This window comes from Pseudarthrobacter equi (genome assembly GCF_900105535.1).
Lineage (GTDB): Bacteria > Actinomycetota > Actinomycetes > Actinomycetales > Micrococcaceae > Arthrobacter > Arthrobacter equi.
Window position 1 is genome coordinate 2,279,430 of the sequence record NZ_LT629779.1, and the last position, 12,570, is coordinate 2,291,999.

Below are 12,570 nucleotides of genomic sequence, written 5' to 3' on the forward strand. Positions count from 1 at the left end.
GGTGCAACCTTTCAGGGGGTATCGGGTAACTAGGCGCTACTATGCGTTCATATAGACTTTGCCTATGGCACAGCTATCCAGCGGACTGACCCTGCAGCAGCTCCGCTACTTTATTGAAGTTGCAGCTGAGGGATCGATCTCCGCGGCTGCCGATCTTCTCTACGTAGCACAGCCAACAATGTCCGCAGCGATGAAGGACCTTGAGGCCCGGGTGGGCCGTGCGCTCCTGGTTCGCTCCGCCCGCGGGGTCACCCTCACCGCCGACGGGGTAGAGTTCCTCGGCTATGCGAGGCAGGTCGTGGAGCAGTTCGCTCTCCTCGAGCAGCGCTACCTTGGCAGGCCACCGAGGCGGCGTCTGCTCGGGGTCTCAACGCAGCACTACTCGTTCGCGGTGGACGCCTTCGTCCGGATGGTCAAGGCCAGTGAGGTGGCCGAATACGAGTTCTCGCTCCGGGAGTCCCGCACTTGGGACATCATTGAGGATGTCCGGACGCTCCGCAGCGAGTTAGGCATCCTCTACCGGAACGATTTCAACCGGAAGATCATCGACAAGCTGCTTCGGGAATCCGGGCTTGCGTTCACACCGCTTTTCCTCGCCGATCCGCACATTTTCATTTCACGGAACCACCCGCTCGCCTCAAAAGAGCGTGCAACTCTCGCCGATCTCGCCGGCTTGCCGCGGCTTACCTTCGATCAGGGTGCGAACAACTCCTTTTACTTCGCCGAGGAGATTCTCTCAACCCTGTCCAGCAAACAGGAGATCCGGGTCTCTGACCGTGCGACAATTTTCAACCTCATGATCGGGCTCCACGGATACACAATCTCGACCGGCATTATCAGCGGGCAGCTCGACCCTGAGATCGTTGCCATCCCGCTCGACGTTGACGAACGCATCGAGATCGGCTGGATCGGCCACGCTGCGATTCCGCTCACCGACCAAGCGCAGAGCTACCTCAGGGAATTGCGGGCCGTCGTCGCTGAGTTCGGCGTAGCGCTAATCGACTGACTGCAGTCGAGCGGGCGGGTCTTATCCTCCAGTGATTGACGTAGCTGTTGCAGCCAAGCAAGTTTGCTGTTGTCACTCCGTACTTATTGCATCCTGAGGTTGTTTTGGTGGGCGGTGCTTTCTAGCTCTGCATCACCCAGGCAGAGCACAACGCCATGGTCGGCATCTTGAAAGGCTGTCAGTAAGCGGGTTTGAACAAGTGGCCAAAGTCAGGTTGGCTACTCAAGAAGACTACGAACCTCCTGTACTGGATCGGGGGCCCAGACATGGCAGACCGCCTGAAGTTTCGCCGATGATTGGCTGGAGAACGCGGCCGACCCGTCGTGAAGTGTGGGGGACCGTCCTCATCATCGCAGCGGCTTTCTGCGCTTGGGCGTACCAAGCCATCTACGACGAATACCGAGCTGGTGCCAGGGAGAAGCTGCTCCTCTACGTTGGCTTCCCTGGGCACTCCATCGCTTCGTGGTTTCTGGTGGTGGCAATCCTCTGCGGGGCTGTCGGGCTGTCCTCGCTTCTGCCGGCGTTGATCAGGCGCATCCCAAGAAAGGTCCCACGGCGGGTCGTAGGCTGGGCCGCGGGCGTCGCTGGTGTCGCCTGCGTGCCGTACTTCGGCCTCATGCTTCTTTTCTCCGGCCTTGGCGCGTTGGGGGTCAGCGACACCATGAAGATCACGGCAGCCGACGGACGGTCAGTTCGTGTCACGCAGGACGGTTTCGACGGTGATGCCGTCGACATCTACACCGAATACGACGCCCACCACTACAAGTGGATCCGCAGCGCACCCGAACTCTCCGGAGGGCCACGGGTGAAGGACCAGCACTGCCAACTGAACGATGCCATCACCGGCCTGCAACTCACCTGTGGGGTCCACACCTTGGTTCTGGACTCGACCAGGCAGTGACGGCCGCGCGAAGGGTGACCATGCAGGTATCCCCGTCCCGGCGTTGGCCGCGGCTGTAGCCGGACACATAGAATGCGAATGCTGTCCCCGATAGAAAGACCCTCGTGAAGCAGAGTATTTTCACCCGCGTCGCCCAGCTCGCCAAGGCTAACCTGAACGCCCTCTTGGACTCGGCTGAGGATCCCCAGAAGTTGCTTGACCAGATGGTCCGTGACTACTCGAACAACATCCGCGAGGCAGAGGCCGCGGTCGCGCAGACGATCGGCAACCTCCGGATGGCTGAAGACGACCACAACCGGGCCGTGAACGAAGCCAACTCTTGGGGCAGCAAGGCGATCGCTGCGTCCCGCAAGGCTGACGAGTTCCGGGCTGCCGGCAACAGCGGTGATGCGGACAAGTTCGATGCCCTTGCCCGGCTGGCTCTTCAGCGGCAGATGGCCGCCGAAACCACCGCCCAGGCCCAAGCGCCGGGCCTGGCCGCGCAGAACGAGGTCGTCGACAAACTCAAGAGCGGCCTGGACCAGATGCGTGGCAAGCTCAGGGAGCTGACCGCCAAGCGCAACGAGCTGGTCAACCGGGCGCGGGTCGCCGCCACCCAATCCCAAGTCAACGACGCCCTCAAGGCCCTGGACACCGGGGACCCGACGTCGGCCATTGGCCGATACGAGGAGAACATCCGCCGCCAGGAAGCCACCGTCCGCGGCCAGCAGGAAATCGCCGCCTCTTCCCTGGACGCCCAGTTCGCCTCCCTTGAAGACCTCGGCGAGCAGACCGAAGTGGAAGCCCGCCTCGCCGCACTCAAATCCATGGACCGGAAGGCCGTCGACGGCTAAAGGAAACTACCGGGTTGTTCAAAGCGATCAAGTATGGGGAACTGGCCCGACCGCCGGAAGTCACGTCCAACGAAGACCATTCCGACGATGTAGACTCGTCCGCCGCAGGCCGATAGCCACCGGATCGGACTCTCGAAGACTGCTGCCTGCTGAAACGGAAAGATGAGCATCGCGGGGGAGTAGACCTGCTGGGTCGCGAGTCCTTTCCAGGGGCAGCACCGAGAGGCATCGCAGCTTTTGACCTGAGCCTATGGGGGCGTGTGCGGGGCGATACGCTCTGGGCGGATTGCCGACCCGAAAAGTGCAGGACTGTGCGCCACTCGCTGGCTATCCCGTCGTGCCGTTCCCGCGAGAATTCAGTTTCAGGCGCAACCTGGCAACGATCGCAGGCAGGCGCTCGAAAGGCTCTGGGGTCGACAACTCGAAGATTGCCTGGGCGATGAGGTCCCGGTCATTGGCATCGAACCTGATGTCATCCAGTGACTGGACCGTCTGGGCCCATTCCTCGAGGGAGGCATCGTCCAGGTCTCCGGCGACGTAGCGTGCCAACACGTGCTGGAGGTGGTGGACTGTGAGGATGACGGGCCTGACGCCAGTTCGGCCGCTGCCGGCAATGCTGCTCCGTACGCCGGTGAGGGGCTGACTAAACGCCACCAGATCCTTCAGGGCCGCTTCACGGCGGCCCATCCGTCTCCGCCGCACGAGGGCTCCGATTATCCGGTACAGGAAATAGAGGATGAGGAGGGCTGACATGGCTCCTACTATCGTGGCGGCCGGCCGTCCGATGACAGGACCACTTTCACAGAAGCTTTCCCCGTAGCCGGGCACGTAATCGACGCAGCGGCCAACCTCCATGAGGGACCACGGGAGCACGAAGAATGTCACCACAAGAATGCCCACTGCCCAGGGCCACGCTTCGCTCCAGGGCCACGACGGCTCTTTGCCCCGTTTCACCCTTATACGTCCAAGGTGGGGTTGGCGCCCCTTCTACTGGAGGTCCAGCGGACAATTGCCCAGGTTGCCGCCGAGAGCAGAACGACGACCATTCGGGTTTCCGTGCCGTTAGGGGCCATCCCGAGTAACTCCAGAACGTAGGAAATTGTAAAGACTGCGACAATCATCCCGGTGATGGCGCCGAGCCAGGCACGTGCGCTCATCGCTCGTCTCCGCTGGTGAACTCGACCTGGCTCTTCTGCTCCCGCCGCCCGTCCGCTTGGAGGATACCGTCACGTACAGCGGCGCGGATGACACTGTAGAGGACGTAGAAGAAGACGGCCGCAATGACCACAGTCAGGACCAGGCTGTCGAGGGGCATCATGCTGATCCTTTCTCGGGCCAATTCATTTGCACGTTGGTGGCGGCCTCCCGCAGCTTTGTGCCGTCCAGGACGACGGAGGTCTCCGGGAGCCCAAAGTCGAGCCACTGCGCCAGGAGACGCAGTTCTCCGGCGGGAGGCAGGGGCCATATCCACAGGTTGCCCGTCCCGGTCAGTTCATCCTCCCCACCGCCACCGCCGCCATTGTTCAGGACGATCGTTGGAGGCTCTGGTTCCTTCTCATTGCCTCGGAATCCGTAGGGGCTATGAAGCCCACTGCTGGCCTTGGACCCGTCGGGGAGCTCGATGCCGAACATCAGGCCCGTCGTTCGGGTCTGGCCGCGGAGAGGGCCGGGGCCGAACTGGAAGAACATGGAGTGCAGCGCAGACCAGTCCTCGTCGTCCTGCTCTCCGCGCCGGATGAGCCAGGACAAGCTGACGGAGCAGCCCGTGGAGAACACTTCCGCACTGCGAACAGCCATGACAAGGCTCGGACTGCGGTGCAGAAACCTGCCCAAGTGCACGGCCGCGGGCAGCTCGTAGTAGGTGGGTGGCCCCATCCACGGAGGCGGTTCGTGCCGGGTTGACCGCGGCCGGGGCTCAGAATGGGGAACGGGGAAGCTCTGGAAAAATGTCAACGGAACCCTCTTTGCTGCACTGGCTGCGACCGACCAGCGGAGCAGCGGTCTGAGCCGCTCTGGATCCCCCAATCCGTCCTTACCGGCCCAGTCTAGCGGGGGCCCCGCAAGGACCGTCAGGACACGTCCGGTGCCTGCGCGGTGTTCGTCAGAGGACGGGAGCGTGATAGAGAGCTTATGGCCTCAACGGTGAGGATGGGGGCTACTCGGCGACCGGACAGGGGGGACGATGCCCTGAACAACTTCCCGAACGGGCCACCCTGCTGCCCGGCTACATCGAGTCGCTCACCCTGACGGGTTCACCGCCGTCGTGCGCTTCGAAAAGCCGGCACTCCGTTTAGACGCCCTTCACCGGGAGCTTGATAGTCCGTGTCCGGAAGCGTCAGCCATCTTCTGGTATGAGCCAAGCGTTGCCGAATTTCTGCGCAGGACCCGCTAAAGCACCACGGCTCACTGCTCATAAATGAATGAGGACAACCCGGCGTTGTCCCTGTGGGCAGGATGCTCCATCAGCTGACCTTTATACGGCATGAAGAAGAAGGCATCCAGGGCGGCAGACTTTCAGCAGCCGGCCCGGGGCATGCCCGTTGGTCTTTTCCCGAACGCCCCTCACGGGGGTTCTGCGCCAATCCCCAGACTCGAATCGTGACGCACGTCCTGTGCGTCATGCTTGCCGGGCGGTTGTTGTAATCTATCTCTTGAATTCCGGCTCAGCAGGGGGGCTGGCTCCCGTCGCGTCGAATGGTCCTTGTTTGTCATCCCATGTTTCCCTGGGCGAGAGTGCGTCCAGTAACCTTCCGCACCATGCTTTTCTTGACTGCCCCACGGGACTGGTCGAATACTCCTTCGCCGATGACCGGTTTCACTGGTCTGACGGGCTTTACCGGATCTACGGCTATGAGCGCGGGGACGTCGTTCCGTCAATGGAGATGGCGCTGGCCCATATTGAGCCTGAGGACCGGGAAGCGGTCCAGGCATACTGGGATCATGTGTCGTCCCATGGTGGCCCTTCCTCGATTTACATCTCCATCCGGGACCGTAAAGATCGGCAGCACAAGCTGCTCTTGACAGCGGACTATATCCTCGACGGCAGCACACCGGTGGGCGTTTGGGGCGCGGTAGCTGACATTACGCAGTCCATCCATACCGACCGGCACCAGCTCGCCACCGAAGCCGTGGCCGCATCGGCGCTTAATCGGGACTTCATCGAGCAAGCCAAGGGCATCCTCATGGGAAAAACCGGGATCAGCGCGGACAGAGCATACGAGCTGATGAACCAAATGAGTCAGGACAAGAACCTGAAGGTACATGCCATCGCCCGGGAAATCATAAACCGGGCAACCAGCCCCGGTGGCGACCCAACAGCTGAGAGAGCAGACGAATAGCCCCTGGGCCGCTTTCAGACGCGTGATGACTGACGGCTCTACTCCGTTGTGAAGTTCAGTCCCAGCGCTATTCCTCATCGGTTGTGCACTTACCCTTAGCCGCCATCGCAATTCTCTCAGCTGAAAGTTTGGCACGAGCGATACGCCTGGACAGGTGAGAAGCACAAGACGGGGATCCGCGCCCTGCACACATGTCAGTCAAGCCCAGCAGGTTCGCCCTTTACATGCACGGGCCAGCAAACCGCCCGCAGCAAGCGGGAAACCGACCGCCCACCGCAGGCGATGAAGTGGTGTCGACTTTTATGCGGGCAGTGGGATGTGCGGGTATTCCCGCTGCCGGTGCTGGAACTGCAGCACGTCCTGGTTCAGGACCACGCCGTCGCGGATTTCGATCGCACGGCTGATGGTCTCGTTTTCCGTCCACGCTGTAGGGCCGGTGATCACGGTTTCCAGGAAGGGCAGCAGTGCTTCGCTGATCTCCCAGCTGGAGGATTTCCAGAGGTATGAGGGGCTGTGGTCCACCGCGTAGTAATCGATGTGGTCACCAACGGTGAACATCGGTTCGGCGAAGGTGGTGGTTTTCGCCCAGCTGAAGCCCATACCTTCATCGCAGGAAACATCCACGATCAGGCTTCCGGGCCGGAAAGCGTCCAGGTCCTCGGCCCGCAGGTACGTCAGGGGTGCGTTGGGGTTTTGCAGGGTGCAGTTGACCACGATGTCACTGGCGGCGAGGAAGGGCGCCAGTGGGACCCGCCCTCGTTCAGTGATGACCTCGCTGAGGAAGGGTGCTTTGGGGTCGTGATCGAACTGGACGATCCGAACGGAATGGATGGGCGAGCCCACGGCGGCGATGCCGCGGTTGGTCAGGACCTGGACGTCATGGATGCCGTGGGCGTTGAGGGCCGTGACGGCGCCTCGGGCTGTTGCGCCGAAGCCGATGACGACGGCGCTGAGTCGCGGGCCATAGTCTCCAGTGGAGCCGGTCAGGGCCAGGGAGTGCAGCACGGAGCAGTAGCCCGCCAGTTCGTTGTTCTTGTGGAAGACGTGCAGCCCGAATCCGCCATCGCTGGCCCAGTGGTTCATCGCCTCGAAAGCAATCAGCGTGAGTTTCTTGTCGATCGCCAGCTGGGTAATGGCCCGGTCTTGGACGCAGTGCGGCCAACCCCAGAGGACCTGACCGTCATGGAGTTCGGCGAGGTCTTCGGGCTGCGGCTTGGGCAGGAGGACGATGTCGGCCTCCTCCAACAGTTGAGCCCGCGGGGCGATGCGGCCCACGAGTGGTGCCAGGTGGGAGTCCGGCAGGCCGAAACGCTCGCCGTAACCTTCCTCGAATATCAGGTGCTGCCGGATTTCGGGGTCGATCCGGCTCAGGTGAAGCGGGTGAATCGGCAGGCGCCGTTCGTCAGGTTTTCGGGTGCCGGACAGGACGCCGAGGCTTAGGTAACCGGTCATGCCGGTCACTTCCTGGTGGGGCTGGTCGACTTGGCGGTGGCCTTGTCCCCGGATGAGGGGGGTGCCGCCGCGGCCTTTTTGTCGGCGCGCTTTTCCTTGATGGTTTTTGCGGACTTCTTGGATGCTGTTTGGCGGGGGGATTTGTCAGCCATGATTGCTCCTGTAGCGGAACCGAGAGGTTCCTGACTTCGAACGATACAGGTACCGGCCTAACCCGCCCTCGGAGCCGCCGAGCGGATCCCGAAGTGTGGGCCGATTGTGGAAGGTGTGGCGGCAGGATGGGTCACGAATGCGTCGTCCCTGCAGTGGCTCCCGGGTGGCTGGCCTGCCGGGTAGCGGCCAGGGACGCATGGCTTAGATGACCGCCAGGGCGCCCTTGGAGCTTTCCACAAGAACGGTGGTGGAGGCGGGAAGATGCCTGACCTCGCCGTCGATTTGGCAGGGAACGGCGTCCCGTGTGGCGAAGGCGTATCGGCTGACGCTTGGTTGGTTCCCGAGTCCCAGGGTAACGGCCCGAAGGGTCATCAGGGCCATCTTCCAGCGGCCGGAGTGAGGTAGCGTCACGACCTCGAATCGGCCGTCATCGGGGCCGACGGACTCGCTGACTGTCCCATACTTTGCCATCCGCGAAATGTTGGCCAGTATCAGGCTGTCCAATCGGGCGGTGGCCCCGTCTGCCCGGACGAGCTCGAACGGACTTAGGTGCGTGAGCGTGCGTGCCACGGACACGAGTTCGAGGATTTTGCCCTTTCCGCCGCTCTCGATGCCGATTGCCATCAGCGGCGTAAGCCCGAAGCCGATATACGAGTGGGCGTAGTGGACCTGTTCACGCTGACCATCCCCAAAGGTAATGCGCAGCAGGTCGATGTGACGGACCGGGTCGTTCCGGACAGCCTCCGTCAGTGGCCTGTCAGGCATGCTGCGGTGGTGGTCGTTGGCGTTACCTGCCGCGACGACGGTGCACACAGCTTTGTTGCCTGGAACGTCCATCACCCCATTGACGACCTCGTTGTACCCGCCGTCGCCGCTGACTGAAACAATGAGCGGGGACCCTGTGGCCGCGGCGGACCGTGCGAGGTCCCGTGCGTGCCCCGCAAAGCCGGTGGGCAGCACATCCACCTGCAGATCCGGTATGCCAGCAGCAAGCTCCCGTTGCAGGTCGGTGATCCTGGCGGTCATGCCGGCCTTGCCCGGGTTGAAGACCAACACGGCCCTGTCAAAGCGGTCTGCAGGTTGCCTGCCGCGGTAGCTCGCTGTCATCGCGATTCGCAGCTATCGACTGGCCAAGTCGTCTGCTACGCGGCGAAGGTCCTGGACCCACCCGGTCGAACGGCTGGGCGCTCCCGAATTGGCTTCAAAGTTGCCAAGCGCTTCGGCAATGCACTCCAGTGCTTCCGAGATATTGGCCTTGACCGCTACATAGCCTTCTTCCGAGCGGGGGTCGGAAGAAGCCGAAGCCAATAGTTCCGCTCCGGACTTGATGACCAGCGAAGCCTCATATTCGTTCACCCCTGCACCTCGTGGCTTTCCTCGTGTTGGACGTGCCGATACTGCTCGTCAGCACAACCATACAGCTGCGGTACCAGGCCGGGTTGATCGCCCGCATCGCCATGAAATGCCGTGTTCGAAGGGCCCCTGGTGAAGCGATGAGCGACCTGATTATCCGGGCGAGTTCCTCGGCGGAGGGTTCGACGGCGTCGGCTGCTTTCAGGAGCGCGGCGGACCGGGCGTCGTGGCCCAGGGCAGCCCACGCTGGATGGGCGGCGACGGCTGCTTCGTGGGCTCTTTCAGGTAGTCGGGATCGTGGTTAGGGCGTCATCCACGGCACATTGGGGTGGGTCTGAGTAGGAGTCTGCGCCCGCTGGCGGGATCGCCTGACGCATCGGCTGGTCATTTGCTGAACACGATCGAGTCGAAGACGGCGCGTGCCTCTCTTGTCAGGTCAGGATTGATCGATTCGTGGAATTGGACCACCCAAAGCACTCCGCGCTGGCCGTTCATGTCGACCACCCGGTAGGTTTCGCGTTCAGCGGCGCTCGAGTACCAGCGTGTGCATTCGTGGGAGAGTGATGAGTGGATGCAGAACTTGCCGCGGTCGCAGGCTGTGATGTCCACGTCGCCCTTGACGGCGTGGTCGAACTCCACGCCGGAGTAACCGCCCAACATGACCCTGACGGGGGGAGTGCTTGCCGTTGACGTCTGCGCCGTGATCGCGTCAACGAAGACATCAGGCGACGGACCGACCTCGACGAGCGCGTCCAGCCACGCGCATGAGTCCGTCGGCACATATTTGCCGGGCCACCAACCCACGAAGACCCCCCATTCATCCGGGTGATTCGGGTCGTCCTTGGCCAGACCTTCGCCGTCGGTGCTGGAGAACCCGTGACAATGAAGAGTTGCACGCGGATCATTGACCCGAGGGCCCCACAGCATCACCATCAAAACGATGAGGGCGATGCTGCCGCTGCAAAACCTTCAGAGCTGGACACGCTGCCGGAACTGCCGCGGAGTTTCACCCGCGTCGTTGAGAAAATGCCTGTTGAAGTTGGACAGATTCGAGAAACCGACCTCGTAGCAGATCTCGGAAACAGCCTTGTCACTGTGCTCCAGGAGCCGCCTGGCATGGGCCAGCCGGAGTTTTCTGACAAGGTCGCTGAAGTTCTGGCCCGTGGCGCGTTTGAAGTACTTCGAAAAGGTCGGCTCTGTCATACCCACCAGTTCCGCGGCCTCGGACATCTTCACGCTGCCGGCATGGTTGCTGAAGACGTACTCCAGGACAATGTCCACAACCGCAGCCGCCTGCCCGTCGAGCTGGGGCCGGAACCAATCGTCGGCAAGGTAGCGTCGTTCATTTTGCGGGGCCCGGGCCAGCACCACAAAGAGTTCCATCAGGTGGCCCAGCCGCGCCAGCCCGGCGCTGGCCCCCATCGCCTCGATCGAAGCGGCCGCCGCCGCCGCGGAGGGTCCCAGAAATTCGATTCCCCGCTGGGATTGCTCGAGCAGGGGCTTCACCTCGGCCATTTCAGGGACCAGTTCAGCCGTCTGTTCCACCCATTTTCCGTCGAACTGGATCACTGCGTCCCTGTTCTCCAGCACTTCGCCGGCTTCGAGGTCGCTGACCCAGTCGTGCGGCAGCCCGGATCCGACGAGAGACACATGGCCTGCCTCGAACGTGCCGATGTGGTCTCCCACAATGAACTTGCCTGTGCCTTTGCGGATCAGGTGGATTTCGTACTCGGGGTGGTAGTTCCAGCGTGCCACTGGACTGGGATAGCTGTGCTCCACCCACCGCACCGAGTGTTTGGGATCGGGTGGAACTATCTCACGGTTGGCGCGCATGCCCAGCAGCCGCTCGGCCAGCCGGGCGGCGGCTCCATCGGCAGTGTTCGCGGCAGTCATGGTGGTTCTCCGTACCATCGGGCGCCTATGCATTCTGGACGCATTTTCCAAGGTCCTTCCCCAGAGTAGCGCGATACACGTCAAGCACGGCAGAAAATTAGTATCAGAAAGCGGCAACCAGGACGCTAGTTGTGCCTCGCATCACGGGCCTACCCTTGAGGTACTTCAACGGCCCAATCCGATCCCGATGGACCGCCCACGTTTAGCCGACGCCCCTGCGCAGCAGTGAAGGTATTTCGGCTCCGCACCTCCCCGAAGAACAAAGGAGTCCTTAATGCGCCCGAAAACGCGCGCCGTAATCCTGTCAGCCGGAGTCCTCTGCATGGCCATGAGCGTCTCGGCCTGTGCAGGTGCCGGAGGGGGCAACTCCGCCGGAGACCCGAAAAGCATCAGCGTCCTGATGGTGAACAACCCCCAGATGGAGGACCTGCAGAGGCTCACCGCAGAAAACTTCACTAAGGAAACCGGAATCCGGGTCAACTACACCATCCTGCCGGAGAACGATGTCCGGGCTAAGATCAGCCAGGAGTTCTCCAGCCAGGCGGGACAGTACGATGTTGCCTCGCTGTCCAACTACGAGATCCCGTTCTACTCGGCCAATGGATGGCTCGCCCCGCTGGACGACGTCGCTGCCGATCCTGGCTTTGAGCAGGACGACATCCTGCCCGCCTACACCGCGTCCCTGACCGGTGAGGACGGCAAGCTTTACGGCGAACCGTTCTACGGCGAGTCCTCCTTCCTGATGTACCGCAAGGACATCCTGGACGCCAAGGGCCTGACCATGCCTGCCAAGCCCACCTGGGATGAGGTCGCCGCCATCGCCGCTAAGGTGGACGGCGCAACTCCTGGCATGAAAGGCATCTGCCTCCGCGGCCAACCGGGCTGGGGCCAGGTCTTCGCACCGCTGACCACCGTGGTGAACACCTTCGGCGGGACCTGGTTCGACAAGGACTGGAACGCGCAGGTCAACTCCCCGGAGTTCACCGAAGCAGTCGAGTTTTACACCACGCTGGTCCGCGAGCACGGCGAAGCCGGTGCCGCGCAGGCCGGGTTCACCGAGTGCCTGAACAACATGAGCCAGAGCAAAACCGCAATGTGGTACGACGCAACATCGGCCGCCGGCGCCCTCGAAGCCGAGGACTCCCCGGTGAAGGGCAAGATCGGCTATGCCCAGGCACCCGTGAAGGAAACCAAGTCCTCCGGCTGGCTCTGGACCTGGTCGTGGGCCATGCAGGCCGCGTCCAGGAAACAGGACGCTGCAGAAAAATTCATCGCCTGGGCCAGCTCCAAGGACTACGAAGCCCTGGTGGCGGACAAGCTCGGCTGGGCCAAGGTCCCATCCGGCAAGCGCATCTCCACTTACGAGAACACCGAATTCCAGAAGGCGGCGCCGTTCTTCGAAGCCGAGCGCTTCGCCATCGAGAACGCCGATCCCAAGAACCCCGGTGCCCAGGAACGCCCCGCCGTCGGCATCCAGTTCGTGGGCATCCCCGAATTCGCAGCCCTGGGCACCAACGTCTCCCAAGGCGTGAGCTCCGCCATCGCAGGCCAAGGGTCTGTGGCTGACGCGCTGGCCAAGGGTCAGCAAGCCGCCCAAAAAGTCGGCGACAAGTACAAGCAGCCTTAACCGAACCGCAGGAG

At 62.3% G+C, this 12,570-nt stretch carries 14 protein-coding genes; 5 read left to right on the forward strand and 9 right to left on the reverse strand.

Annotated features, from left to right (window positions below; genetic code table 11):
- The first annotated feature begins 64 nt into the window (after nucleotides 1-64).
- From BLT71_RS10255 to BLT71_RS10265, 3 genes are all read left to right on the forward strand, one after another.
- A complete protein-coding gene (locus BLT71_RS10255; RefSeq protein WP_091719766.1) occupies nucleotides 65-1,006 on the forward strand; it encodes a LysR family transcriptional regulator in 942 nt (313 codons plus the stop codon).
- Between the two features lie 616 nt (nucleotides 1,007-1,622).
- Nucleotides 1,623-1,907 carry a hypothetical protein gene (locus BLT71_RS20380; RefSeq protein WP_157693450.1) on the forward strand — a complete coding sequence of 95 codons (285 nt, stop codon included), beginning with the start codon at nucleotides 1,623-1,625 and terminating at the stop codon, nucleotides 1,905-1,907.
- Between the two features lie 104 nt (nucleotides 1,908-2,011).
- Entirely contained in the window at nucleotides 2,012-2,740 is a 729-nt protein-coding gene (locus BLT71_RS10265; protein ID WP_091719771.1) for a PspA/IM30 family protein, read from the forward strand.
- 327 nt (nucleotides 2,741-3,067) lie between these two features.
- Here BLT71_RS10265 and BLT71_RS10270 read toward each other — a convergent pair whose 3' ends face one another.
- The 3 genes from BLT71_RS10270 to BLT71_RS10280 all read right to left on the reverse strand — a co-directional run bounded on the left by BLT71_RS10270 (nucleotide 3,068) and on the right by BLT71_RS10280 (nucleotide 4,537).
- Nucleotides 3,068-3,493: a hypothetical protein gene (locus BLT71_RS10270; RefSeq protein WP_157693451.1), complete on the reverse strand. Its 426-nt coding sequence runs from the start codon at nucleotides 3,491-3,493 to the stop codon at nucleotides 3,068-3,070.
- A 400-nt stretch (nucleotides 3,494-3,893) separates the two neighbouring features.
- Nucleotides 3,894-4,055, reverse strand: coding sequence for a hypothetical protein (locus BLT71_RS20575; RefSeq protein ID WP_172829948.1), 162 nt, complete (start codon nucleotides 4,053-4,055; stop codon nucleotides 3,894-3,896).
- Nucleotides 4,055-4,537 carry a hypothetical protein gene (locus BLT71_RS10280; RefSeq protein WP_091723964.1) on the reverse strand — a complete coding sequence of 161 codons (483 nt, stop codon included), beginning with the start codon at nucleotides 4,535-4,537 and terminating at the stop codon, nucleotides 4,055-4,057. Before BLT71_RS10280 ends, BLT71_RS20575 begins: the two co-directional genes overlap by 1 nt.
- A 908-nt stretch (nucleotides 4,538-5,445) precedes the next feature.
- Between BLT71_RS10280 and BLT71_RS10285 the strand changes: the two genes are divergently transcribed.
- Nucleotides 5,446-6,078, forward strand: a complete 633-nt coding sequence (locus BLT71_RS10285; protein WP_091719779.1) for a PAS and ANTAR domain-containing protein — start codon at nucleotides 5,446-5,448, stop codon at nucleotides 6,076-6,078.
- 300 nt (nucleotides 6,079-6,378) lie between these two features.
- Here the strand turns inward: BLT71_RS10285 and BLT71_RS10290 are convergent, their stop codons facing one another.
- From BLT71_RS10290 to BLT71_RS10310, 6 genes are all read right to left on the reverse strand, one after another.
- The gene (locus BLT71_RS10290) at nucleotides 6,379-7,530 is read right to left on the reverse strand and encodes a N(5)-(carboxyethyl)ornithine synthase (protein WP_390896644.1); all 1,152 of its coding nucleotides are present in this window, start codon (nucleotides 7,528-7,530) and stop codon (nucleotides 6,379-6,381) included.
- 5 nt (nucleotides 7,531-7,535) lie between these two features.
- Complete coding sequence (locus BLT71_RS20580; RefSeq protein ID WP_172829950.1) at nucleotides 7,536-7,682, reverse strand: hypothetical protein; 147 nt, start codon at nucleotides 7,680-7,682, stop codon at nucleotides 7,536-7,538.
- Nucleotides 7,683-7,884: 202 nt separating this feature from the next.
- Complete coding sequence (locus BLT71_RS10295) at nucleotides 7,885-8,790, reverse strand: diacylglycerol/lipid kinase family protein (RefSeq protein ID WP_091719784.1); 906 nt, start codon at nucleotides 8,788-8,790, stop codon at nucleotides 7,885-7,887.
- 12 nt (nucleotides 8,791-8,802) lie between these two features.
- Complete coding sequence (locus tag BLT71_RS10300; protein WP_197676713.1) at nucleotides 8,803-9,039, reverse strand: hypothetical protein; 237 nt, start codon at nucleotides 9,037-9,039, stop codon at nucleotides 8,803-8,805.
- Between the two features lie 381 nt (nucleotides 9,040-9,420).
- Nucleotides 9,421-9,840 carry a hypothetical protein gene (locus tag BLT71_RS10305; RefSeq protein WP_231994255.1) on the reverse strand — a complete coding sequence of 140 codons (420 nt, stop codon included), beginning with the start codon at nucleotides 9,838-9,840 and terminating at the stop codon, nucleotides 9,421-9,423.
- A 165-nt stretch (nucleotides 9,841-10,005) separates the two neighbouring features.
- Complete coding sequence (locus BLT71_RS10310; RefSeq protein ID WP_091719787.1) at nucleotides 10,006-10,929, reverse strand: AraC family transcriptional regulator; 924 nt, start codon at nucleotides 10,927-10,929, stop codon at nucleotides 10,006-10,008.
- A 274-nt stretch (nucleotides 10,930-11,203) separates the two neighbouring features.
- Between BLT71_RS10310 and BLT71_RS10315 the strand changes: the two genes are divergently transcribed.
- Nucleotides 11,204-12,556, forward strand: a complete 1,353-nt coding sequence (locus BLT71_RS10315; protein WP_091719790.1) for an ABC transporter substrate-binding protein — start codon at nucleotides 11,204-11,206, stop codon at nucleotides 12,554-12,556.
- The last annotated feature ends 14 nt before the right edge of the window (nucleotides 12,557-12,570 follow it).

Bases quoted from the DNA above. Each gene is read 5' to 3' on its own strand.
- BLT71_RS10280 (WP_091723964.1), bottom strand. From the start codon at position 4,537: ATGGCTGTTCGCAGTGCGGAAGTGTTCTCCACGGGCTGCTCCGTCAGC.
- BLT71_RS10270 (WP_157693451.1), bottom strand. From the start codon at position 3,493: ATGTCAGCCCTCCTCATCCTCTATTTCCTGTACCGGATAATCGGAGCC.
- BLT71_RS10295 (WP_091719784.1), bottom strand. From the start codon at position 8,790: ATGACAGCGAGCTACCGCGGCAGGCAACCTGCAGACCGCTTTGACAGG.
- BLT71_RS10290 (WP_390896644.1), bottom strand. From the start codon at position 7,530: ATGACCGGTTACCTAAGCCTCGGCGTCCTGTCCGGCACCCGAAAACCT.
- BLT71_RS20575 (WP_172829948.1), bottom strand. From the start codon at position 4,055: ATGCCCCTCGACAGCCTGGTCCTGACTGTGGTCATTGCGGCCGTCTTC.
- BLT71_RS20380 (WP_157693450.1), top strand. From the start codon at position 1,623: ATGCTTCTTTTCTCCGGCCTTGGCGCGTTGGGGGTCAGCGACACCATG.
- BLT71_RS20580 (WP_172829950.1), bottom strand. From the start codon at position 7,682: ATGGCTGACAAATCCCCCCGCCAAACAGCATCCAAGAAGTCCGCAAAA.
- BLT71_RS10315 (WP_091719790.1), top strand. From the start codon at position 11,204: ATGCGCCCGAAAACGCGCGCCGTAATCCTGTCAGCCGGAGTCCTCTGC.
- BLT71_RS10310 (WP_091719787.1), bottom strand. From the start codon at position 10,929: ATGACTGCCGCGAACACTGCCGATGGAGCCGCCGCCCGGCTGGCCGAG.
- BLT71_RS10255 (WP_091719766.1), top strand. From the start codon at position 65: ATGGCACAGCTATCCAGCGGACTGACCCTGCAGCAGCTCCGCTACTTT.